Source organism: Oceaniferula spumae, assembly GCF_042849255.1.
In the GTDB taxonomy this organism is placed as follows: domain Bacteria; phylum Verrucomicrobiota; class Verrucomicrobiia; order Verrucomicrobiales; family Akkermansiaceae; genus Oceaniferula; species Oceaniferula spumae.
Genome location: NZ_AP026866.1, coordinates 1,327,864 through 1,349,752, shown reverse-complemented (window position 1 = coordinate 1,349,752; position 21,889 = coordinate 1,327,864). Strand labels below are relative to the sequence as shown.

Below are 21,889 nucleotides of genomic sequence, written 5' to 3'. Positions count from 1 at the left end.
GGTCATTTCATTTATATTTGCGTCACAGTGCTGCTCTGTGTAGGATTCACAAACATCGGCAAAATGTTCGAAGGAGCAAGGTGTCGTCAAACCCACACACGCGAAAAATGATTAAGCTTACCACTCTCACTTTTCTAGGAGCGACCTCCCTTCTTGGGGTTGCTAACGCAGCAACGATCAATCTTGGCGATCTTGGCAGTCAAACCATCACTCAATCCTATGCTGTAGGCGTGATTCCAGATGATGGGCCAACTGGTTTTGGCCAATACACGACATCTGATGTCACTTTTGCATTCACAGCGGATTTTGGAACTGTGTCAGCGGGAGGAGCTTCGCTCTTTGAGTTTGGAGGCGGAGGTGGTACAGGAACGTCATTGATTGTCCGGGCCAATGGAACTGATTATGAAATAGTGTTTCAGCACGAAAATGGGGCCAATCAGTTAGGAGGAGATGGTTCTGCCTTGATTGCATTGGTAGCCCCCGATACCGAAAATGTGGAGATTGTGGCTTCGCTGGGATTCACTTCTGGCACTGAGGCGACACTGAATCTATTTGTCGGTGGAACGAAGATCGGTAGTTTCACCGGCCTGTCTACCGATTGGGCTGGCACGAACGATGGTGGTTTTGACGCCACTGGGGGAGGTTCGATACTAGCAGCTAATTTTTCAAACCAGAATTTTGTAGGAGCATCGGCGAGAGGTATCACTTACGACACAGACTTGAAGCTTTACTCCGATGTCTTTGTTTCTGAAGTTCCCGAGCCCTCGTCCACAGCCTTGCTCGGGCTTGGAGGAGTGGCGCTCATGATGCGCCGTCGGCTGTAACTGCAGACGACAGATCTTTTTTAAATAGAAAACCGCGGCCTTCTTCCCGTTTGCTGTGGAAGGGGGCTTTTTTACCTGCCGCCCCAAAAACCTATGAAGTATTTTTATTCACTCCTCGCATTTGCAACCCTAAGCGGCTTCATGCAAGTGCATGCGGAAACGCCTAACATTATCGTTATTCTGGTAGACGATATGGGTTACGGTGACATTCAAGCCTATAACCCCAGCGCTCAAACAGCGACACCTCATCTCGATGCAATGGCTTCAGCAGGGATCAGGCTGACTGATTTTCACACGAATTCATCTGTCTGCACGCCTACGCGTTATGGATTGCTCACAGGAAGATATGCGTGGAGAACTCGCTTGAAATCCGGTGTGCTCAATGGTTCGAGCAGGCGGCTGATCGACGATGATCGCGACACGATCCCCAAACTGCTGAAGCGCAAAAACTATCGCACCGCCAACGTCGGTAAGTGGCATCTTGGGATGACCGAGACTGATGGCATCGCCAACATATACCAAACGGGCACACCTGCCGAGCGCCAGCTCGGCACCAATGATGTCGGTTTTGACTACTGGTATGGTATTCCTGCTTCGCTGGATCATGTGCCTTATTGCGTGGTCAATGATGGCAATCTGGTCAACATGACCAATGACATTGATAGCCCAGACTACTCCACATGGGGGAACCAGCCCGGAAGTCCGTCACCCAGGTTCATACGGGCGGGAAAAATCGCTCCTGGATTTGATTTTGAAAAACTGATGGGTCGGCTCGAAGTCAAACTCACCGAGTTCATCACGGACCATGTGGCCAATCACAGCAGCCAGCCATTTTTCATCTATCATCCGCTGCCGGCCCCTCATGCTCCTTGGGTGCCGGACATCGATACCACTGGCATGACACCGGAGCAAATTTACATCGCCTATGTCAATCAGATCGATACCCATGTGGGAAAGATTGTCGCCCACCTGGAAGACCCTAACGGGGATGGCGATAACTCGGACTCGATCACCAACGACAGCCTGATCATTTTCACCAGCGACAACGGAGCCGACTCTAAGCAGTTCAACGAAGCCACATCCGGGCACGACATCAACCTTAATTGGCGAGGACAAAAAGGTGATATTCATGAGGCTGGCCACCGAGTGCCGTTCATTGCCAAATGGCCTGGCCATATTTCCGCATCGTCGAGTTCGTCAGAAACAGTTTGTATGACCGACCTGTTTGCAACCATTGCAGACATTGTCGAAGAGGACTACTCAGTTGACGCCGGCGCGGACTCCTATTCTGTCAAAAAAGTATTGCTCGGGGAAACATTCACCAGCCCGATTCGTGGGCCGATTGTACACCACAGTCTCAATGGTATGTTTGCGATTCGCGAAGGTAAGTGGAAACTCATTTTCGGCACTGGCTCGGGAGGCTTTAGTGCAGCGGCAGGTGAGGGGAGTAATACCAAAACTGATAACACGCCTCAGCGACTTTACGATCTCGATGCCAATCCCACCGAGGTGTTTGCTCAAAACTTACTGTCTTCCCAGACCGCTATAGTGACAGGTCTCCACGCGAAGCTCGATGAGATCCGTGACAATCCACGCAGCGCCCCTCATCCGGATTTGCTCGACGACGATAATGACGGAATGAACAACGGCTTCGAAGAGCTTTACGGCCTCAATAAAGACGATCCCAATGATGCCAATATTGATGGTCCGGATGGAGACGGTCTAACAAATCTCCAGGAATTCAACCTCGGCACGGATCCGACTAAGGCTGATTCCGATGGCGATAAGCGTCCGGACGGGGTGGAGGACGCCAATCAGAACGGCGTCGTCGATGCCGGTGAGAGCGACCCGGCGCGAAGTGATACGGATGGTGACGGTATTGATGACCTCGTCGAAAGTGCCTTTGGAACTGACTTCAACGACGCTGCGAACTTTCCCGATCCTGCCCCAAATGATACTGGGCAGTGTCTGATACTGGACGAATTTTCCGATGGCAATGTCGCCACCGCTGGTGCTGGTGAAAATGGCGGGGTTCAATTGGTGAATAACTCTGTCGCAGCTGGTCACGGCTTGTCAGAGGCCGGCGGGTTGCTCACGATCAACACCGGAACTGGCGGTAGTGGAAATGTCGGCGCGGCATCACTTTCAGCGATTAACTTTACCGGATCTCCGGAGGGCGTGAGACTTACTTGGGAGGTAGCTGCGCTCTCTAGCCGTCCTATGGCTAACGGACTGTTTCTGGGTTTCTCCACAGGAACAGGGTTTTACCGGTCAGCGAACAATCTGGGCATCATTTTCTTCGGCAAAGCTCACACCGGAAGTATAGCGGGTTTTTCTGTCGTTCGCAACGACGCGGATTCACCGGCTGGCACGATAGTGGACACGGGAGCGGATCTTGATCTTGATTCTCTGTTAGACGGGTTCACAGCCGTCTTTGATATTACTCCGGATGGCTTTAGCTACGTCCTAACAGGCTTGCACGATGAAACTGGCGTAGACACTGTTTTCTCCAATTCCCGCACATGGGTGGAGGCTGGGCTTGCCGCTAATTTCTACTCCACCTTGGGCACCAATGACCGTCATCTGGCAAGTGTTCAGCGAGATGGTTCTGCGATGATCAACATGCAAATCGATAAGATCAAGTTAGAGCAAATCACTGAAGTGCCATTCCGTGTGATTGGTAGCCTTACCTCAGAGTCCGGCACGGCAGCTGCCGCATTGGTGTGGAGCTCTCGAGCAGGTGAAAGCTATCGGATTGAGCGTTCAGAGGATCTGGTCGACTGGTCAGAGGTAGTAGCCTCAAACATTCCGAGCGCAGGAGGTCTCACTACATATGTGCACGAAGACACCGGACTTCCACCTGGTTCGGATACGAGACAGCGTTGGTTTTATCGAGTGGTTGTCGAGTAATGTGGTGGTGAGTCTTCGAGGGGCGAATAGACGGCATAAAAAAGCGGCAACCCGTTTCCGAGTCGCCGCTGAAGTGGTTCGTGTGGCTACTAGCTCACGATAGGAAGTGGCTTAGTGCTTTTCCACATACCGCGTGTGAAGTCAGGGAAGTCCTGTGGCATGCCGTCCTCAGCTACTGACTTGCGGGTCAGCGGTGTGACGGCGGACCAGAGGCAGCCTTCGTAGACGTTTTGGTCAAGTGGCTGACCCTTGCGGAGACACTCGATGACGCGGAAGTTCATGATCGCGTCCATACCGCCGTGACCACCCATTTTCTTGGCGACATCGGCCATGCGGGTGTAGAGCGGGTGATCGTATTTGGCATACATTTCCTTAAGTCCGTCTCCCTGTGCCCAGCCGTGATGGTTCTTAGCTCCACCGGGAACACCGCCTTCGAGAGCGATGCGCGTGGGGAAGCCTGCACCAATGCCTTTGGTTCCCTGAATCAGGTTGTGGCGAGTGTATGGACGAGGGCTGCTCTCGTCCCACTGAACCATGATCGTGCGGCCCATGTGGGTTTTGATGATGGATGTGTTCATGTCACCACCCTTGTATTCAATCTCGTTGAGCTTGCTGTCCGGCTTGAAGTTCTTCTTAGCGTAGAGAGCATGGTTCTTGGCAGGAGATGAGAATGAGACGATGCGGCGGAAGTTGTCGTCACCACGTCCAATGTTCATGTACTGGGCGACTGGACCGAGGCCATGTGTCGGGTAAAGGTTTCCGTTTTCCTTGGCCCAGTGGTAGGTGCGCCAGCTGCCTGTGCCGCGGCCTTTTTGAACGTGACCCATCTGGCCACGGAGTTCGTGGATGTAGGCTGCTTCACCATGGAGTAATTCGCCGAAGACATTCTGACGGCACATATTGAGGAACATCAGCTCATCACGACCGTAGTTGACGTTTTCGAGCATCATGCAGTGCTTCTTGGTTTTCTCAGAGGTGTCAATGACCTGCCAGCATTCTTCGATGGAGGTAGTCAAAGGCACTTCCACGCAAACGTGGGCACCGGCATTCATGGCGTCGATAGCCATAGGAGCATGCCACTCCCATGGGGTGACGACGTAGACCAAGTCGGGCTTGGTTTCGGCGAGCATCTTTTTATAAGCATGCTTGTCGCCAGAATAGAGTTTCACGTTCTTGTGGCGTTCGCCGTTACCATTGGCCAGGACCTTCTTCTTGGCGCGCTCTGTGAGATCAGGGTAAAGATCGCAAATACCGACGAATTCAGTACCTTCAAATGCCGAGACATGGTTGTAGTGAGTGCCGCCGCGGGCACCGCAACCGATGATGGCCACCTTGATGGTATCGAGCTTTGGCGCGACAAAGTCTCCCATATACTGAGCACCGCTCAATCGCGATGGGGTATTGGGTTGATTGGCGAAAGCATTGACTGCGGTAAGTCCAGCACCAACACCACCGAGGGTCTTGAGGAACTTCCGTCTTGAGTTATTATCGTCGTTCATAGGATGGAATTGAGTTAGCCCTTAAACGCTGCCTAGGCAAAGAGTTATTCACGATTCTGTCCAGATCGTTAAAAATGACGCCTGAATAGAAAAAGTGCCCCAGATCAAGAGGTCCGCTCAATCTGGATGAATCAAAAAAAGTAACCTGCGTGTTTGACATGAGGCCTAGGCGAAGGCTTTATTGATGAATAAGAATGCCTCTTTGCATGTGGGCGATGTCTATCTCGGATTAAATTCCGTTGATCACATAGTTCACTGCGTAAGGGGAGTCAGCAGATGTCATCCACAAACAACGCATCTCAACCACTGCAGATCCAACACACCAAACCAAACACTAACTACGATCTATGAGCGACGAACAAGACCCAAAACCGTTGAAGAAAACCTCTGCGGTTCCTCTTCGTAAGGAAACCGTGCGTGTCACACTTAAGGCCACACCTGAAGACAGCAAGGCTCCAGCCCCACCAGCTGCCCCCGGAAGTCCCAAGCCACCCGCACCGGCTCCTACCATTCCTTTGAAATCCTCAGGCGGAGCAGCCAAACCACCAGCGCCCGCTCCTACTGTCCCACTTCAGGGTGGCGCAGGAACTCGCCCAGCCGTACCTGCCCCAGCACCTACCGTTAAGCTTAATACTCCAGGAGCAAGTGGCCCAGGAACCGTAGCTCTTGCTACTGGCCCAGCCACGGTGCCACTCGGAGGAGCTAGCCAGCCACTTCCGAAAGCGACCGTTCAGCTTCAGCAAACTCAGCCGATGGGAACGCCTGCGTCTCCATCACAGGCCGCTACCATCCGCACTGCGGACGATGATGACTCCGCATCCGGTGAAGGTGAAGGAGCTGCTGCAGGTCTTTCTGTGGTTGCTCTCATCGCAGCGCTGGTTGTGCTCGGTGTCCAGCTTGCCACCGCGAGCATCTGGGTAGATGGCGAATGGGGTAAACTCTTCGAGTAATCTCCAACCTGCTTTTTAACAAAGCATCATCACCCGTTTTTACTAAACCGAACACACTCATCACGACAATGGTATTACAAATCATCCTACTTATCATCGGGGGCCTCGTCGCCTGGTTGGCATTTTCAACCGGCACAATGTCCTAACTTTTCCTAACCAAGGAGAGGGAACGATCCTCCACCTGCTGAATCTGCGGTATGACCGTATGAGACACAGGTTTAACAATTTAGAGCCGTCCATGGATTTTTGCTATGGGCGGCTCTTGACGTACTCGGTGGCGGGTACATAGTTCGCGCATGGCAAATGCATATAACGAAGCTAACTTTGAAGCCGAGGTTCTGAACTCGGACAAACCCGTGCTGGTTGATTTTTGGGCAGAATGGTGTGGTCCTTGTAAGATGATCTCTCCGCTGATCGATCAACTTGCTGAAGCTGTGGCTGGCAAAGCCAACGTAGGCAAAGTGGAGGTGGACTCTAACCAAGCCCTAGCCGCCAAATACGGTGTGCGCTCCATTCCATGTTTGTTGTTCTTCAAGGACGGTGAAGTGAAGGAGACGATCACTGGTGCTAATGTCACTCTTGACCAGCTGAAGTCGACTCTTGAAGGCCTCGCCTAATCAGGAGGGAATTCATATCATTTGAATCACCCATGAAGGATCAATTGTCCAGGGTGATCGATTTTCTCGCCGCGCGACTTCCTCGGAGGTCCGCGGCGTATTTATTTCTGTTTATCATCTGGGCGGTAACTCTCTGGTTTCTTTCCGAGGGAAATCCTGCCCCGGAGAGCGCACCGGAAATCATTCATTTGGATAAAGTGGCCCACTTTGGTTACTTTTTCGGGGGAGGAGGGTTGCTGGCTGGTTTTTTCGGGCTGAGATCCCAAGTAAAAATGCCGCACCGCTTTCCATGGGCTGTTTTTTTCACAGTGCTGCTGATTGGCACCGTGATTGGCAGGTTGGATGAATATCATCAATCCTTCACACCAGGCCGATCCGGAAACGATAATTGGGACTGGCTGGCTGATATCCTAGGCACTGCGGCAGGGGCGTGGGTGATGCTGATTAGTGTGATACCTAGGCTCGTCAGTAGGGTCGACCGACAAATTGACGGGGGTGATACAGAAATAGTCGCAAATTCCCTTGACTGAAAGTCGCTGGAGTGTATTTCTCCCCGCCCACAAGCAGCGCTTCGCGGCGTTGTCCGCTAATTATCAGCAATCAATTTTTCAGACTTAACTTTCAGAACAATGGCCAGAGTATGCAGTATCAGAGGTTCCCGTGTCCGTGTCGGTGGTAGAATTCACCGTTCCGGTCTCGCGAAGAAGAAGGGTGGTATCGGTCGTCACGTGACCAAGGTCGTGAAACGCACCGTTTCTCCAAACCTGCACACCAAGCGCATTTACGTGCCCGAGCTCGGACGCCACGTGAAAGTCAAATTGAGCGCCAAGGCGATCAAGACCATCAACAAAAACGGCGCTTTCGCCACTCTCAAGAAAGCAGGGTTGATCTAACTCAGCTTGATTGAAGTCCAAATTTTTAAAACGACGGCATTCGTGCCGTCGTTTTTGCGTCTAGGTATGCAAGACACATGACTTGTGTCTGAGAGCTATCTCGGGTAAAGATCCTGTCCGCCGGAACAGGAATGCACAGAATCTGATGTGCGAAAAATAGACCGGTATTTCCCAGTGAATTTATGAAGCGCTTTTTGCCTTATTACAAATACCTCCTCAGAGTGAGGTGGCCATTCATCGCAGCTTTATTAGCCGGTGCTGTGTTTGGCGCTGCGTCTGGTGCGGGTTTGCCATGGATGATGAAAAAGGTGCTTCCCGAGATCTTCGGCCAAGGGGCAGAAGTTCCTCTGATGCAGCTGATCGGAGTGGCCTTAATCATGCCCGGCGTGTTCTTGGTTAGAGGTCTGAGCCAGTTTATTAATAACTACCTGATCCAGTACTGTGGTCTCCGAGTGTTGGAATATATCCAGGTCGATGTCTTTGCCCGTTTGCAAAAACTTCCTTTGAAGTTTTTTCAGAAACATAAAAGCGGAGATCTTCTAAGCCGACTCATGGGCGATACCCAGATGATGCGCATGGCATTGGTAGAGATTTCCAATGATATCATCATCCAACCGATGCAAATGGTCGGTGCTATTGGCTTCCTCGTCTACATGTCGATGCAGAAGAGTGAGTTCTTCTTTCTCTATATTTGCCTCGCCACGATTCCTGTCTGTGTGATGCCGATCCAAATGATTGGTAAAAAGCTCTTCAAGAAAGCCAAGGCCGTGCAGGAACAAACAGGAGACCTAACTGCCTCTGTCACCGATGGTCTGCAGGCCCCCATGGAGATCCGCTCCTACAACATGCAGGACGGCATCGTGAATACATTCCAAAACCAAGTGATCCGACTCTTCAAGGCGCGGATGAAGGTGGTTAAATATGACAAGATGCTGGGACCAGCCATCGAGTTTGTTTCTGCCTGCGGCGTTGCCGTGGCTATCGTTTACGCTGGGCGTGCGGGATTGAATTTTGAGGCAGATATGATGCCGCTATTGATGGCGCTCTACATGTGCTATGACCCGATCAAGAAACTCGGTAAAATTCACACCAAGATTCAGAGAGGTAATGCTTCGTTAGATCGTGTCGAGTATTTGCTGCATTACCCCGATGAGCTTCCTGATGCCGAGAAACCTGTGCCATTTGAGGACGTTGCCGGACGGATTCGGTTCGAGGCTGTCAACTTTGCTTACGACGAGCAGCTTGCGCTCGATAACATCCATTTGGAAATACCTGCGGGGCAAGTCGTTGCATTGGTTGGCCCAAGTGGCGCCGGTAAGAGTACTTTTGCCAGTTTGATTCCTAGATTTTATGATGTCAACGAGGGCTGTGTTTTCGTCGATGGACACGATGTCCGCGCCGTAAGTAAAAGTGATCTTCGCGGGGCGATCGGGGTGGTATCTCAGTCACCAGTGCTGTTTAATGCTACGGTGTTAGAGAACATCAGAATCGGAAATCCTGAGGCAAGTGATGCTGATGTGTTTGAGGCGGCGAAAAAAGCCCATGCTCATGAGTTCATCGAGAGCTCATTGGATGACTCTTACCACACGATGGTTGGGGAGAAGGGGACTCGCCTTTCTGGCGGCCAGCGTCAGCGTATAGCGATTGCACGTGCCTTCCTCAAGAACGCGCCCATCTTGATCCTCGATGAGGCTACCTCTGCGTTAGACAGCGAGAGTGAAGCTAAGATCCAGGAGGCTCTGGAAGAGCTCGTCAAAGGCAGAACGACTTTCATCATCGCTCACCGATTCAGCACCATCAAGATTGCCGACCGGATCTTGGTCTTCGATCGAGGCCACATCGTCGCAGACGGTCCTCATGAGGATATCTACGATAGCAGTGGGCTGTATCGCGACCTATACGATCGCCAAAGCGGATAGGGCAAAAGACTCTTAATGGAAAAGGGCAGTTTCTGCTGGAGCAGCTGCCTGCTTTTCAGAGTCCGCCTTTTTCCAAAGGAGCACCGATGAGGCAGCTTGACCTGAAGTGCGCACGTTGAGATCAAACGGGTGGTAGCCGGGTTTCAAGTTTAGTGTTTTCTTGCTGTGAGACGACTGTGATGAGTCGCTGTCCAATACTAGAATGCCGTGAATGTATAACACTGCCTTTGTGTTAGGTTGGAAGCTGAATTGATAACGTCCCCCTTGATCGACCTTGATGTAGCCGGAGAGTTGTGTGTTGCCCTTGATCGCTTTGGTGGAAAGTGCTTTGACCGTCTCAGAGGCGGCTGTATCAGCAATCCTAGTTGCGTATGGAGTGGCCCCCTCCTCAGCGCGGCGGATTATGCCGGGTGTAGGATTTTCCGGAGTTAATGCTGGAATGGCAACGTTGTCGTAGGGGCGTTTTGCGGAGGAGTTGCTACCATGCAGGCGCGCCGCTGCGGCATGCCAGTGATCTTGGGAGGGGATGCCCTTCTGACCCGCTAGATCGGTTGTTTCACTAGGATCTTTGACGACATCGAAAACCATGAAAGGATCTTTGGCGTTTTTGATATTGTAGCGGATCGCCTTGAGGTTGCCTTCACGGACCACTTGCATCTGGTTGCGTTTGGCCTTTCTGCGGGACTCTGGGAACTCCGGATAGCCGGGTGTAGTGCCTCTCTCGTGATATTCGACATAGATGGAAGACGGCGCTTGGCTGCCCTTGCCAGTGAGCGTGGGCAAAAGTGACACTCCGTCTGAGAGAGCGGGAGTCGGAGCTTTGGCGATATCGCAAAAAGTCGGCATCCAGTCATTCATCTGTGACGGGCTGTCGGTGATGCTGCCAGCTTTGATAACACCTGGCCAGCGTGCCAAGGCTCCAGGGCGAATGCCACCTTCCCAGCAATCTCTCTTAATACCGGTGAACGGGCCAAAGCTATCGAAGAAGCCGGGCTGTAGTGGCTCGCTGATATATGATTCCTTGGACGGGCCGTGATCGCTGCTGAAGATGATGACGGTGTTGTTATCAACGCCTAGATCCTTAAGTGTCTGAATGACGTCAGCGACCGCGTTGTCGATACGACGAATGGACGATGCATAGCGTTTCGCGACGTTGGTCCACGGCACGAGCGGAGTGCTGGGGTTGTTGTCGTGATCATATGTTCGATCGGCGTAATCCGGGTGCAGGTAAACGTCTGGACTGTCATTGGCCGTATTGATCATCTTGCCTGACTTGCCGAGCCATTGAATGCCACCTTTGACACCAAACCCTTTAGGATACGGCGAGGTCGCAATCTGCGTGGCTGCGTGCGGTGTATCGTAGGAAAGAAATAAGAAGAATGGTTTCTCGGGACTGGTTCGATGATGATTGATGAGCCACTTCTTGGAAGCTGCGGTGAACAAATCCGTGGTGTAGCAACCTTTGAGATCGCCGCCGATTTCCTTGTCTTGTTCCCAGATTTCCACGTGTTTGATGTTCTTCTTTTTCTTTTTAACGTGAATCTTATCAAAAGGGTAATGTTCGTGCCCATCGACGTGGCGAACTCCCCCAAGGAAATAGTCGAAACCACGCTTGGTGGGATAGGAGGGCCAGGACTTGGAGTCACTGCCATTCCCTTGTAATCCCCATTTTCCAATCAGAGCGGTGTGATACCCTGCTTGTTTCAAAGTTGACGCCAAGGTTGGCTGGTCGGGCAGAGCTTTATCAAACTGGTTATCTCGGATAGGAGCATTCCCCTGGTGTTGACCGAGGAAGAGAGAGGCTCTTGAAGGTGCACAGACTGGGGCGGCGCAGTAGTGAGCGCGAAGCTGCATGCCCTCTGCGGCTAATTGATCAATGTGCGGCGTGGTGAACCAAGGCTTGTCAGCCTCATTGGCTTTTTCACGTTGCTTCTGATTAAAGACCCCGAGGTCTCCATAGCCAAGGTCATCGCAGAAAATGAACAGGATATTGGGCTTGGTAGCGGCCGTGAGAGGCGAGGCTAGTAAGGAGAAAATGAATAGATTTTTGAGGAGTCTCATACGTTTAGTTGGGGTGGCTGGATTGTTACAATAAAAAGCCCGCCGAACTTTCATGCTCGGAGGGCTTCGTCACTAAATTGATGGGTGGTGCATGTGGCCTAAAAAGGAATGTCGTCGTTTGCCAAGTCTTCAGGCGATGGCTCGATTTCATTGCTGGAAGACGCCTGCTGAGGGGCTTGTCCGCCACCTTGACTGTTCGAACCGCCTGCTGCCTGGATTTTCCAACAGTTGAGGTTCACATAGTATTTCTCTTTGAACTCATTACCGCGAATATCAAAGCTGACCGTGACATCGTTGCCAGCTTGGAATTTATCCAACCATGAACACTTGTCTTTAATGAGCTCAAATTTGATGTCTTGGGGGTAGTTGTCATCGCCCGTCGTGATGACAAACTCGCGCTTGGTAAACCCGCTGGGGAAGGTCTGCGTGTCGAAGATGACTTTGATTTTTCCTGTGGCCTCGTACATGGGCAAAGTCTACTCAGGATCGCTCTGGCAATGCCACCGAAAAAAATGACAGTGGCTTACGGCACCACGTTTTCCACATGGCTTGGGCTATTCGTGCCTTGGAGAGAGGGCTCAGATGGAAGCGGACATCTCTTTGATAGCGCGGCGCCACCAAGGGGCTAAGTAGCTATCGGGCCGCAACCATGCCTCACGGTGTAGCAGAAGCATGCTATCGATATCAGAGAGGACCATGAATATTTCCTCAGTACGAAGAGAGCTGGGACCCTCGCGGAGTAATCGCCCTGCTAGATAGCGTCGGGTGTCGCACTTTTCCTCATTCGGGATTTTGGATTCATCGACGTCGCCGTAGACCTTGCTACCTCGCAGCAGTCGGTGTCGGTTTTTACGGAGTAGTGAAACGTGCACGGCATTGAGGTAGGGGTCCAGCACTGCGGCTGTGAGGCCGGCGAATTCCTTGCGTTCCACCGCCTCAAAGTCGAGCGCTTCACGCACCTCGCGCGGAGCATCATATTCCACCGGCACTAGGAAGAGCCCGTCATGTTTTGCATTGAGGCCCAAATCAAGGCGGCTGGTGATGACTGAAACTGGGATACTGAGCACGAGTCCGATCAAAACGGGTGACATCCACCAGAACAGGATGGGGTCTATGAGAATGGCGAGGATTGATGTTAGTATGCCAATCAGACTTTGCGCTCCGTGGGCCGCAAACGCATCGTCCCAAGACGTGCCTTGAGCACCACGTCGCTGGGCGGACCAGCCAACACTTCTTCCGATCAGATTGTAGATGACGAAACGGGTGTAAAAAATCATCATCACCGGCGCGATCAATGCTGATAGTATGGTTTCAATGAACGAACTGGTACAGGCGTTGATAAATCCGCCGAATCCCTTGCAACGCTCACGGTCAAGTGCCAGATCGATGATGCAGAAAAGCTTTGCGGTGAAGAGCAGGAACATCGTCAAACCGAGCAATACAAAGCCTTCCGCGCTACCTTTGTTAGGGACGATCGATTCAATCCCTTGCTCGGCGGCTTTCCACATGGCCACAATCATGAATAACATCCAGATAGCGGAACTCAGGTAGCAGAGAATGCCATTGCCGAGATGGACTCGGGTTTTACCGCGCAGTTCCTTGGCAAAGAGCAGCATGCCGTGCTGGAGGTTTCCTTGACACCAGCGCTGATCTCGCTGGGCCGCCTCAATGATCCCTTGAGGCCCCTCCTCGAAGCTGCCTCCGAGATCTTGCGCCAACCAGACTTCCCAGCCGGCTCTTTGCATCAACCCGGCTTCGACAAAATCGTGCGACAGAATGTGTCCGCCAAATGGTTTTCTCCCAGGTAGCTCAGGTAACTCGCAATGTTCCATGAAGGGTTGCAAGCGGATGATCGCATTATGCCCCCAGAAATTGCCACCACGGCCTTGCCAGAATGCAAGACCTTCCATGAAAACTGGTCCGTATAGCTGATTGGAAAATTGCTGCATACGGCCGTAAAGCGATTCACCACCGACAATGATCGGAGCGGTCTGGATCAGTCCGATGCCAGGGTTTGCCTCCATGCGCATGAGAAGTTCCACCATGGTTTCACCGGACATGACACTGTCGGCATCTAACACAATCATATACCGATAGTGCGGCCCCCAGGTTCGACAGAAATCGGAGACGTTACCACTTTTCTTATTCAAGTTATCCGGACGGTGGCGGTAGAAAATGCGATTGCCTTTGCCGGTTTCACGCTGGAGCTTTACCCAGGCTGCCTGTTCCGCAATCCATTGTTCCGATTGGGTGGAATCCGAGAGGATAAAAAAGTCAAACAGCTCACCGTGCGCGGTGCGATCGACAGACTCGAGAATGGCTTTAATTCCCGCAAAAACACGTTCGACCGGTTCATTGTAAACAGGAATAACGACCGCCACTCTGGTGCCATCCTCGATCTCCGGATCCTCATCACGGTTTCTCATCGACGATGGCATGTGTGCGATCGCACTACCGCAACGGCGCAGAATGAAGCCTGTAAATGCATGAGTGAAGCCGAACGATAGGTAGCTGAAAAGTATGGTGAACAGTACCCACAGAATCGTAGAGGAGAACGTCCATCCTAACTTCCAAAGATAGTCCGCCATGAGGTAGGCCCCCAGTGAGGCGATGACGATGACGATCGAGAAAAATAGGAACGTGGGCCAGACCTGCTCACGCACCGGTTCGGCCATCTGTTTGTCCTCGGGGACTACTGGTTTGTCTTCAGACATGGCGTTATAAAAATGGAATAACTTAGGTGTTTCTACCGAGTGAAGTAGAAGATGGCGGCGATGATCAGGCCGAAGCCGCTCCATAACAGCCAATGAATGAGAGTGCTAAGTTGACCCATGGATTCGATGGTTCTGTTAGCATGATCGACGATGCCTAAGTCGATCGGTCGGGGGTGCATGTTGGCAAAGGAGAATTCAGGATTCGCCTGTAAATAAGCATCGCGTAATTGTTTTCTCATATCCTTTGGCACGGGGGCTCCATTGAGGAAAATCTGCTGCCATCGAGTTTTAGAGTTCACTAACATGAGGGCGAGCCTTCCGCGGGCGGAAAGGCGGTCGACAGGCTCCTCTTCCTCGTCTTCACCCAGCACATCTCGGAACCATTCGACCAGCAGCTGATCGGTTTCCTCCGCCGCCAGTTCCACTGGAGCGCGGTTAGGTTCCTTTTCAAGGCGATCACTTGCCCGGCCCAGAATTTTCAACACCAGGGAGCTGAGTAGCAGCTTGTTATCTACATGCAGCGCCAGCAAATAAGATTCCACGCGGCGGTAGGCCTCGTTCCACTCCTCGAGAGATTCCTCACAGTCGGCGAGTTGGTTGGCCGCGAGATTTAGTGTGTCCACTGATAGCTCCATGTTTCTGATAGGGGTTTTTTGGTGGTGGGATGTTTCAGCGTGCAGCGCAGCTCCACTGGGTGGGGGCTTTTCTTATCAGAGTCGAGCTTGAATTCTATTCTCCAGCCTCCGGTGTGCACATTTTTGAAACATTGGTTTTCAGTGATGTAACCATTCTCAGACGATGTGATTTCCGCGAAAATAGGGGCATCTGCGGGCAGCTTGTTGAGGTCAGGGCCTTCGAAGTCGACCACAAAGCGCCGTGTGCCAGGGTAAGGTTTGAGTTTGCCAATACGTGTCGAGGTCACGTGGTTCGGGGACAGATCTTTCTCACCGGCTAGCTCCCAGACCAGATCGTAGGAATAGTGTAAGGATTCACCAGCCTGGGGGGATTCTTTCGGCTGGAAGAATGTGACGATGTTGTCCATCGCCTCATTGTCTGTGGGTAGCTCGATCAGGCGGATGGATCCGGTGCTCCAGGCGGATAGATCACCGGTGGGCTTGATCCATGTGCTGGGTGCTTGGTGCTGGGGATTGGATAAGTCCTGATAATGCACATATTCGCGATCGCGCTGGAACAGGCCGAATCCCTGCAGCTTGGTGGCATCTAGCCATGAGTTACGGATGGCGTGGTGGTTGTAAAGAGGACGCCACACGGTGTTTTGTCCCTCTGTTTTGACTAACAACCCATCGGAGTCATGGACCTCAGGACGCCAGTCTCCAAACGGCCGCTCCTTATGATTTTCCCCAAACCAAAACATCGAGGTGAGAGGTGCCAGACCCACAGATGGATTGTATTTCCTGAAATAGAGCGAGACTTGGATTTTAGAAACGGTGACATCGCCAGGGTGAATCTCAAAGCGGAATGCCCCCGCGACACTCGGGCTGTCTAACAAGGCATAGAATTCTAAGAACTTGTCAGCCGGCTTGGGCTCCACAAGCCAGTATTCGATAAAATCCGGGAACTCCTCGTTGTAATCGTCGAGCACGGAGTTGATAGCTAGACCTCGGGCGGAGATTCCGTAGCGTTGACCTTTTCCTAACAGCCGGAAGTAACTGGCACCTAGGAAAGAACCTATTTCATCAAAGTTCTCCTTTCCCCCCTCGAGCGGATGGCGAATACGGAAGCCGGCGAAACCGTGGATTTCTTCCTCATTGATCGGGTGGTGCACGACCAGCTTGGAGTAATCGAAGTATTTCTTTTCGAATTTTAAAGGGCTAGGCTCACGTGTGTCCGCATTGAGCAAATTCATCTTCACCGGTTTCGTGAAACGGTATCCTGCATGCATGAATTCGATCTGAAAGGGGCTGTCGCGGTCGGCCCAGAGTGTGCCTCCTTTTGAGGTTTTGATGGCACGGTATTGATCGTAGTTCAGATCCACCAATACGTGAGGCAGGGCAGGGGGAGCCTTATATTCGGAGGCAGCGAGTGTTTTCGCTTTCTCCTGCAGCGATTGGAAATTGAATGGTGCGGCTGCTGATGGCATCGCCACTGCGACGACGGCGCAGAGGGACAGCCACAGGCGTATGAAAGGGCATAAATGCATGTGCGGAAGTCATATCCAGATTGGTCGGATTTGACGAGCCACATCTTGTCATGTTGCGTCACCTGCGCAGCTCACTGGGATTCGTGCCGAAATGCTTTTTAAAGAATCGGGAGAAGTAGTATTCATCGCAAAACCCCAGCTGCTCAGCGATTTCATACATGGGTTTTTTACTGCCGGAAATGAGGTGCCATGCACGTGTCGCCAGCTGCTTCTGGCGGTATCGGTTGGGACTCATGCCGACTTTCTTTTTGAATGCCTTGCGGAAATTTTCGTAACCCATACCGACTTCTTTGGCGACGGACTGGATATCGAGATCCGAATTGCCTAATAATTTCATGGCGTTGGCGCACCATACGTCCTTTTCTCTGATGTCAGCATCTTCTTGGCTGTGATCCCTCAGTTCGGCGAGGCTCATCTGGACTTCACATATCAGTTGCAGAGCGTGTTTCTCATAGTTTACCACCGCTGCCATCGCTCGTTTTCCCCAGTGCAATAAGGTTCCATCGATGTCTTTCCAAAGACCTGACCTGAGGACTCCACTGTGTCTCCACAGATCGAATATAGGCCCATGGAAAACCATATAGAATTCTTCCCACCGTTCGCCTTCCTCCGGCCCATAACGATGTCCCACATCAGGAAAAATGACGAGAACATCGCCCTTGGCAAGTTTGGCCCGGTAGCCGCGTTCATCTTCATACCATCCGCTGCCATTCAGTAATTGCACCACAGCATAAGACCCCAGATGTCGATAAACCTTCATCGCCCCTCCCGTTTTGCTGATAGTGCCGGCCTCTGAAACCACGCCAAGCCCTGACCCGGATTGACTGAGCGGAAATTTTTGGTGGTTTACCTCGGACATGTTACCATTTCATCAAACGATACCATTTTACACAAGAAATACTACCATCCTGTAGGCGGAAATTAGTAAAGTGCTCGCACGATCGCGAGTATATTGCCGTATCACTCACCCGACATGCTTTCAAATCTTCATATCTCTCCTCGAATCCGACCATTGGCTTGCTCCGTGGCGGCGGTTTTTACAAGTATGCTGACCGTTCATGCCGAAGACGGCTCAGAGGACAAAATTTCTTTCAACAAGCACATCCGCCCCATTTTTATCGCAAAATGCACCAAGTGCCACGGCGGAGCCAAGGCCAAGGGCGATCTCTCCCTGATCTATCGCGAGGAGGCACTTGGAAAAGGCAAGTCCGGCAAGACTCTGATCGTGCCAGGGAAACCGATGGAGTCCGAACTTTTTCTCCGCATCATCACCGATGACTTGGATGAAAAAATGCCGCTGCAAAAAGGCGACCACGCTGAGCCTCCACTCCCGCCTAACGAGGTGGCCATTATCAAAAAATGGATCGAGCAAGGTGCCGAGTGGGAAGATCACTGGGCCTTCGCCAAACCGGTCAAGCCTGCTGCGCCAACTCTTCAGAACAAAGACTGGGTCCGCACTCCCATGGATGCCTTCGTTCTCGCCGGTATTGAGGCTGCAGGACTCAAACCCACACCAGAGGCCGATCGAGGTCAGTGGCTACGCCGAGCATCATTTGATATCATCGGTCTGCCACCGACGCCCAAGGAAATTGCCGATTTCATCGCCGACAAGTCACCGGATGCTTATGAAAAACAAGTCGACCGCCTACTCGCGTCTCCCCACTATGGTGAGCGCTGGGCATCCGTCTGGATGGACCTCTCACGCTACGCGGATTCCATGGGGTATGAAAAAGACCCGCATCGAAACATCTGGCCATATCGTGATTACCTCATCCGCTCGTTCAATGCGGACAAGCCGTATGATGAATTTGTCCAGGAGCAGCTCGCTGGCGATCTGATGCCGAATCCGACAGCCGACAAAATTCTAGCCACTGCATTTCACCGAAACACGCAGACGAACACCGAGGGCGGCACCGATGACGAGGAGTACCGAGTCGCAGCCACCATCGACAGGGTCAATACCACATGGACCGCCGTTCAGGGTTTAACCTTCGGCTGCATTCAGTGCCACGCGCATCCCTACGAACCGATTCCGCACGAGGACTACTATCGTTTTTACGCCTTCTTCAACTCCACGGAGGACGCCGATCTCGACAATGACTTTCCCAAATTTCGCATAGCCAACGATGCGAACCAGCGAGACACCGCCGCCAGTCTGTATAGCTCTCTGCCTGGCCTGCGAGCCGCCATTAACGAGCCGGGTCGCGAGCTGATGATGGCGGAGAAGAGCTGGCAAGATCTCAAGTTCCTGGAAACCAAAACAACCCACGGAGCTCTCGTCGTAAGTGACAAAAACGAACTCCGCACCAGTGGCACACTTGCCATTAACACACGCTTCAATCTGATCGCAGAGGCGAAAGATTTCACCGCGCTCCAAGTGACCATCATCCCGGAGAAGGATCAGCCGGCAGAGCTGCCAGAGCGAGGATCGGTGCTCTCCCATATGCAGCTGCACAGAATCAAAGCTGATGGTAAACGTGAGGCCATTGCTTTGAATTATGTCTTTGCAGATTACCTAACAGGCCAGTTCGATCCCGTCTCGTCTATCCACGGAAATGGTAACGGTTTCGGCGGCTACCCCAAATTGTTTGGTGAACGTCAGGCCGTCTTCGTGCCTACCGCTCCAGTGACTTTTGAGGCGGGGGATAAGTTCGAAATAACCATTCAGCACAAGGCATCCACTACCGGTAATCAGGCGACGACTCTACGCCGTTTTAAAGTCACCACTTCGTCAAATCCGCAGTGGATAGCGTTGGTGAATTCTCAAGCCCACAAAGATGCGGTGAATCAATACAATGCCGCAAATCATCAGTATAATCAGATTAAGGGTGTTGATGTGCCAGTGATCGCCCAGCGTCCGGAAGATGCGAAAAGAGAGACTCGTTTGTTCATCGGCGGCCTCTGGCTGAATAAGGGCGACCTGTTCACCGAGGGCGTGCCGAAACTGCTCAACGGCTACAAGGCTCCTGCCAATGATCGTCTGGAAATGGCCAAGTGGATCACGTCTCCAGAAAATCCTCTTACGGCACGCGTGATGGCAAACCGTGTGTTCTCCGAGTTCTTTGGTCGAGGCATCGTATCCACGCTTGGCGACTTCGGCTCCACTGGTCTTGCTCCTAGTAACTTACCTTTGCTCGATCACTTAGCGATCGAGTTTAGCGGAAAATACAAGTGGTCGATGAAGTCGCTGATGCGTGAGATGGTGCTCAGTGCGGCATACCGCCAGGACAACAAAGCCACCGCGGAACTCGCAGCGAAAGATCCGGCGAACATCATCATCGCCCGCGGCCCCCGCACCCGCTTGAATGCCGAAATGATCCGTGACAACGCACTCGTGGTCTCCGGATTATTAGCACCTAACATGCTGGGCGCCTCAGTCATGCCGCCGCAGCCGGATGGTATTTGGCAGACGGTGTATTCAGGCGCAAAGTGGAAAACAGCCACCGGCCCGGACCGATACCGCCGTGCGCTCTATACTTACTGGAAACGCACCAGCCCATATCCATCCATGCTTACCTTTGATGCCCCGCCACGAGACCTTTGCTCTGCCCAGCGCATCCCCACCAATACACCGCTGCATGCGCTGATCACACTGAACGATCCGGTGTATCTTGAGTGCTCGCAAGCATTGGCGAAACGCATGCTGGAAAATGGCACCAGTCTCGAAAGTCAGATCACTCACGGCTACCTCGTGGCCACCAATGAGATGCCAAATACCAAAACCGTTCAAATTCTAACAAATCTCCATGCCGAGCTGTTAGCCGATTTTCAAGCCAACCCAGAGAATGCCAAAAAGTTCTCCGCTACTCCCGAGGATGCCGCCCGCACGGTCCTTGCGAACACGATTCTGAACCTCGATGCGGCTCTAACCAAATAACCATGAATCTCCAACAACAACTCCAGCACGATACCCTACTGCACCAGTCACGCCGACAGTTCCTCGGTAAGTGTGTGGCAGGCGTCGGCTCCGCTTGGCTTAGCTCCATGGCATCGAAATCGTTTGGCTCATCAGCGGGCATGCCGGATCACATTGCCCACCTCGCGCCCAAGGCAAAGCGTGTGATCTTCCTGCACATGGCCGGCGCACCGTCGCAGTTAGAGCTTTTTGACTACAAGCCGGATCTGAAAAAATTCAACGGCAAGGCGACACCCGCGGAGTATTTGGAAGGGCAGCGTTTCGCCTTCATTCAGGGGGTTCCCACCTTGCTGAACAGTATTTTCCCATTCCATCAGACGGGAGAATCCGGTCAGTGGATCTCCGATCGCATGCCTCACTTTGAAAAGGTCATCGATGAAGTGTGTTTTATCAAATCAATGCACACCGATCAGTTTAACCACGCGCCTGCGCAATTACTTCTGCACACCGGTAACGCCCTGTTAGGAAACCCGTCCATCGGATCATGGGTGACTTACGGTCTTGGTTCAGAAAATGAAAACCTCCCTGGCTATATCTCATTGGTTTCAGGAGGCAAGGCTCCTTCGGCCGGTAAATCCGTCTGGGGCTCCGGTTTCTTGCCCTCTGTTTATCAAGGTGTGCAGTGCCGTTCCAAAGGTGACCCTGTGCTTTATCTATCAAACCCAGACGGCATCTCGCGAAACATGCGCAAACAAGCGGTCGATGCGATTACCCAGATCAATCAGGCCGCCCATGATGAAACCAATGATCCGGAAACGCTCACACGCATCGCCCAGTATGAGATGGCATTCAAAATGCAGATCCATGCCAACGAGGCCTTTGATCTCAAGGATGAACCTAAATACATCCACGATCTCTACGGCACCCAACCGGGGCAGGAATCTTTTGCCAATAATTGTCTGTTAGCACGCCGCCTCGCCGAGCGCGGCACTCGCTACATCCAGCTCTTCGACTGGGGCTGGGACTCACACGGCGCGGCTGGTTCCGAGGCTCTGAACAGCGGCTTCAAACGCAAGTGCGAGCAGACGGATAAACCCATCGCAGCACTGCTGACCGACCTGAAACAGCGCGGTCTGTTAGAAGACACCTTGGTCGTCTGGGGCGGCGAGTTCGGTCGCACTCCGATGCGTGAGAACCGTGGCGGAACTGAGATGAAATTCATCGGTCGCGATCACAACCCTGGAGCCTTCACCATGTGGCTCGCTGGTGCTGGAGTCAAACGAGGCTTCAGCTACGGTGAGACCGATCCCATCGGTTACAAAGCGATCAAAGACAAAGTCTCCACCCAAGACCTCCAAGCCACCATCCTCCACACTCTCGGCCTCAAACATAACAAGCTGACCTTCCCGTTCAACGGGCTGGATCAGACGCTGCCCGGAGTCACCAAGCCAGCTAGGGTAGTGAAAGAGATCTTTTCATGAGGTA

Annotated in this window: 16 protein-coding genes; 9 read left to right on the top strand and 7 right to left on the bottom strand. The window is 52.3% G+C overall.

From position 1 onward, the window contains the following. The first annotated feature begins 107 nt into the window (after positions 1-107). Positions 108-824 (top strand): PEP-CTERM sorting domain-containing protein, encoded by a 717-nt coding sequence (locus tag ACSPJT_RS05635; RefSeq protein WP_435895391.1) that lies wholly within the window; start codon positions 108-110, stop codon positions 822-824. A gap of 93 nt (positions 825-917) precedes the next feature. Then, positions 918-3,734 carry a sulfatase-like hydrolase/transferase gene (locus ACSPJT_RS05630; protein WP_435895390.1) on the top strand — a complete coding sequence of 939 codons (2,817 nt, stop codon included), beginning with the start codon at positions 918-920 and terminating at the stop codon, positions 3,732-3,734. Positions 3,735-3,823: 89 nt separating this feature from the next. Here the strand turns inward: ACSPJT_RS05630 and ACSPJT_RS05625 are convergent, their stop codons facing one another. Then, complete coding sequence (locus tag ACSPJT_RS05625; protein ID WP_435895389.1) at positions 3,824-5,233, bottom strand: Gfo/Idh/MocA family protein; 1,410 nt, start codon at positions 5,231-5,233, stop codon at positions 3,824-3,826. Between the two features lie 347 nt (positions 5,234-5,580). On the opposite strand from ACSPJT_RS05625, the gene ACSPJT_RS05620 reads away from it, so the two are divergent. The 5 genes from ACSPJT_RS05620 (at position 5,581) to ACSPJT_RS05600 (ending at position 9,612) form a co-directional block, all read left to right on the top strand. Further along, a complete protein-coding gene (locus tag ACSPJT_RS05620; RefSeq protein WP_435895388.1) occupies positions 5,581-6,183 on the top strand; it encodes a hypothetical protein in 603 nt (200 codons plus the stop codon). A gap of 296 nt (positions 6,184-6,479) precedes the next feature. Next, a complete protein-coding gene (gene trxA / locus ACSPJT_RS05615; RefSeq protein ID WP_435895387.1) occupies positions 6,480-6,800 on the top strand; it encodes a thioredoxin in 321 nt (106 codons plus the stop codon). A 32-nt stretch (positions 6,801-6,832) separates the two neighbouring features. Further along, entirely contained in the window at positions 6,833-7,330 is a 498-nt protein-coding gene (locus ACSPJT_RS05610) for a VanZ family protein (protein WP_435895386.1), read from the top strand. Between the two features lie 99 nt (positions 7,331-7,429). Next, positions 7,430-7,693, top strand: coding sequence for a 50S ribosomal protein L28 (gene rpmB, locus ACSPJT_RS05605; protein ID WP_435895385.1), 264 nt, complete (start codon positions 7,430-7,432; stop codon positions 7,691-7,693). Between the two features lie 182 nt (positions 7,694-7,875). Further along, positions 7,876-9,612 carry an ABC transporter ATP-binding protein gene (locus ACSPJT_RS05600; protein ID WP_435895384.1) on the top strand — a complete coding sequence of 579 codons (1,737 nt, stop codon included), beginning with the start codon at positions 7,876-7,878 and terminating at the stop codon, positions 9,610-9,612. A 12-nt stretch (positions 9,613-9,624) separates the two neighbouring features. On the opposite strand, the gene ACSPJT_RS05595 is transcribed toward ACSPJT_RS05600, so the two are convergent. The 6 genes from ACSPJT_RS05595 to ACSPJT_RS05570 form a co-directional block, all read right to left on the bottom strand. After that, positions 9,625-11,673, bottom strand: coding sequence for an arylsulfatase (locus ACSPJT_RS05595; RefSeq protein WP_435895383.1), 2,049 nt, complete (start codon positions 11,671-11,673; stop codon positions 9,625-9,627). A 98-nt stretch (positions 11,674-11,771) separates the two neighbouring features. Continuing rightward, positions 11,772-12,140, bottom strand: a complete 369-nt coding sequence (locus ACSPJT_RS05590) for a DUF3127 domain-containing protein (protein ID WP_435895382.1) — start codon at positions 12,138-12,140, stop codon at positions 11,772-11,774. 111 nt (positions 12,141-12,251) lie between these two features. Continuing rightward, positions 12,252-14,387 (bottom strand): glucans biosynthesis glucosyltransferase MdoH, encoded by a 2,136-nt coding sequence (gene mdoH / locus ACSPJT_RS05585; protein WP_435895381.1) that lies wholly within the window; start codon positions 14,385-14,387, stop codon positions 12,252-12,254. A 32-nt stretch (positions 14,388-14,419) separates the two neighbouring features. Next, positions 14,420-15,022, bottom strand: coding sequence for a hypothetical protein (locus ACSPJT_RS05580; RefSeq protein ID WP_435895380.1), 603 nt, complete (start codon positions 15,020-15,022; stop codon positions 14,420-14,422). After that, positions 14,998-16,548 carry a glucan biosynthesis protein gene (locus tag ACSPJT_RS05575; protein ID WP_435895379.1) on the bottom strand — a complete coding sequence of 517 codons (1,551 nt, stop codon included), beginning with the start codon at positions 16,546-16,548 and terminating at the stop codon, positions 14,998-15,000. The genes ACSPJT_RS05580 and ACSPJT_RS05575 overlap by 25 nt, the downstream gene beginning before the upstream one ends. A 58-nt stretch (positions 16,549-16,606) precedes the next feature. Further along, positions 16,607-17,407, bottom strand: coding sequence for a helix-turn-helix domain-containing protein (locus ACSPJT_RS05570; RefSeq protein ID WP_435895378.1), 801 nt, complete (start codon positions 17,405-17,407; stop codon positions 16,607-16,609). A 186-nt stretch (positions 17,408-17,593) separates the two neighbouring features. On the opposite strand from ACSPJT_RS05570, the gene ACSPJT_RS05565 reads away from it, so the two are divergent. Next, the gene (locus tag ACSPJT_RS05565) at positions 17,594-20,425 is read left to right on the top strand and encodes a PSD1 and planctomycete cytochrome C domain-containing protein (RefSeq protein ID WP_435895377.1); all 2,832 of its coding nucleotides are present in this window, start codon (positions 17,594-17,596) and stop codon (positions 20,423-20,425) included. Between the two features lie 2 nt (positions 20,426-20,427). Then, on the top strand, positions 20,428-21,885 hold the full coding sequence (locus tag ACSPJT_RS05560) for a DUF1501 domain-containing protein (protein ID WP_435895376.1): 1,458 nt from the start codon (positions 20,428-20,430) through the stop codon (positions 21,883-21,885). Positions 21,886-21,889 lie beyond the last annotated feature (4 nt).

What these genes read in the sequence shown, in the direction of transcription:
- ACSPJT_RS05635 (WP_435895391.1), top strand. Translation starts at nt 108, where the DNA reads ATGATTAAGCTTACCACTCTCACTTTTCTAGGAGCGACCTCCCTTCTT.
- ACSPJT_RS05630 (WP_435895390.1), top strand. Translation starts at nt 918, where the DNA reads ATGAAGTATTTTTATTCACTCCTCGCATTTGCAACCCTAAGCGGCTTC.
- ACSPJT_RS05625 (WP_435895389.1), bottom strand. Translation starts at nt 5,233, where the DNA reads ATGAACGACGATAATAACTCAAGACGGAAGTTCCTCAAGACCCTCGGT.
- ACSPJT_RS05620 (WP_435895388.1), top strand. Translation starts at nt 5,581, where the DNA reads ATGAGCGACGAACAAGACCCAAAACCGTTGAAGAAAACCTCTGCGGTT.
- trxA (WP_435895387.1), top strand. Translation starts at nt 6,480, where the DNA reads ATGGCAAATGCATATAACGAAGCTAACTTTGAAGCCGAGGTTCTGAAC.
- ACSPJT_RS05610 (WP_435895386.1), top strand. Translation starts at nt 6,833, where the DNA reads ATGAAGGATCAATTGTCCAGGGTGATCGATTTTCTCGCCGCGCGACTT.
- rpmB (WP_435895385.1), top strand. Translation starts at nt 7,430, where the DNA reads ATGGCCAGAGTATGCAGTATCAGAGGTTCCCGTGTCCGTGTCGGTGGT.
- ACSPJT_RS05600 (WP_435895384.1), top strand. Translation starts at nt 7,876, where the DNA reads ATGAAGCGCTTTTTGCCTTATTACAAATACCTCCTCAGAGTGAGGTGG.
- ACSPJT_RS05595 (WP_435895383.1), bottom strand. Translation starts at nt 11,673, where the DNA reads ATGAGACTCCTCAAAAATCTATTCATTTTCTCCTTACTAGCCTCGCCT.
- ACSPJT_RS05590 (WP_435895382.1), bottom strand. Translation starts at nt 12,140, where the DNA reads ATGTACGAGGCCACAGGAAAAATCAAAGTCATCTTCGACACGCAGACC.
- mdoH (WP_435895381.1), bottom strand. Translation starts at nt 14,387, where the DNA reads ATGTCTGAAGACAAACCAGTAGTCCCCGAGGACAAACAGATGGCCGAA.
- ACSPJT_RS05580 (WP_435895380.1), bottom strand. Translation starts at nt 15,022, where the DNA reads ATGGAGCTATCAGTGGACACACTAAATCTCGCGGCCAACCAACTCGCC.
- ACSPJT_RS05575 (WP_435895379.1), bottom strand. Translation starts at nt 16,548, where the DNA reads ATGCATTTATGCCCTTTCATACGCCTGTGGCTGTCCCTCTGCGCCGTC.
- ACSPJT_RS05570 (WP_435895378.1), bottom strand. Translation starts at nt 17,407, where the DNA reads ATGTCCGAGGTAAACCACCAAAAATTTCCGCTCAGTCAATCCGGGTCA.
- ACSPJT_RS05565 (WP_435895377.1), top strand. Translation starts at nt 17,594, where the DNA reads ATGCTGACCGTTCATGCCGAAGACGGCTCAGAGGACAAAATTTCTTTC.
- ACSPJT_RS05560 (WP_435895376.1), top strand. Translation starts at nt 20,428, where the DNA reads ATGAATCTCCAACAACAACTCCAGCACGATACCCTACTGCACCAGTCA.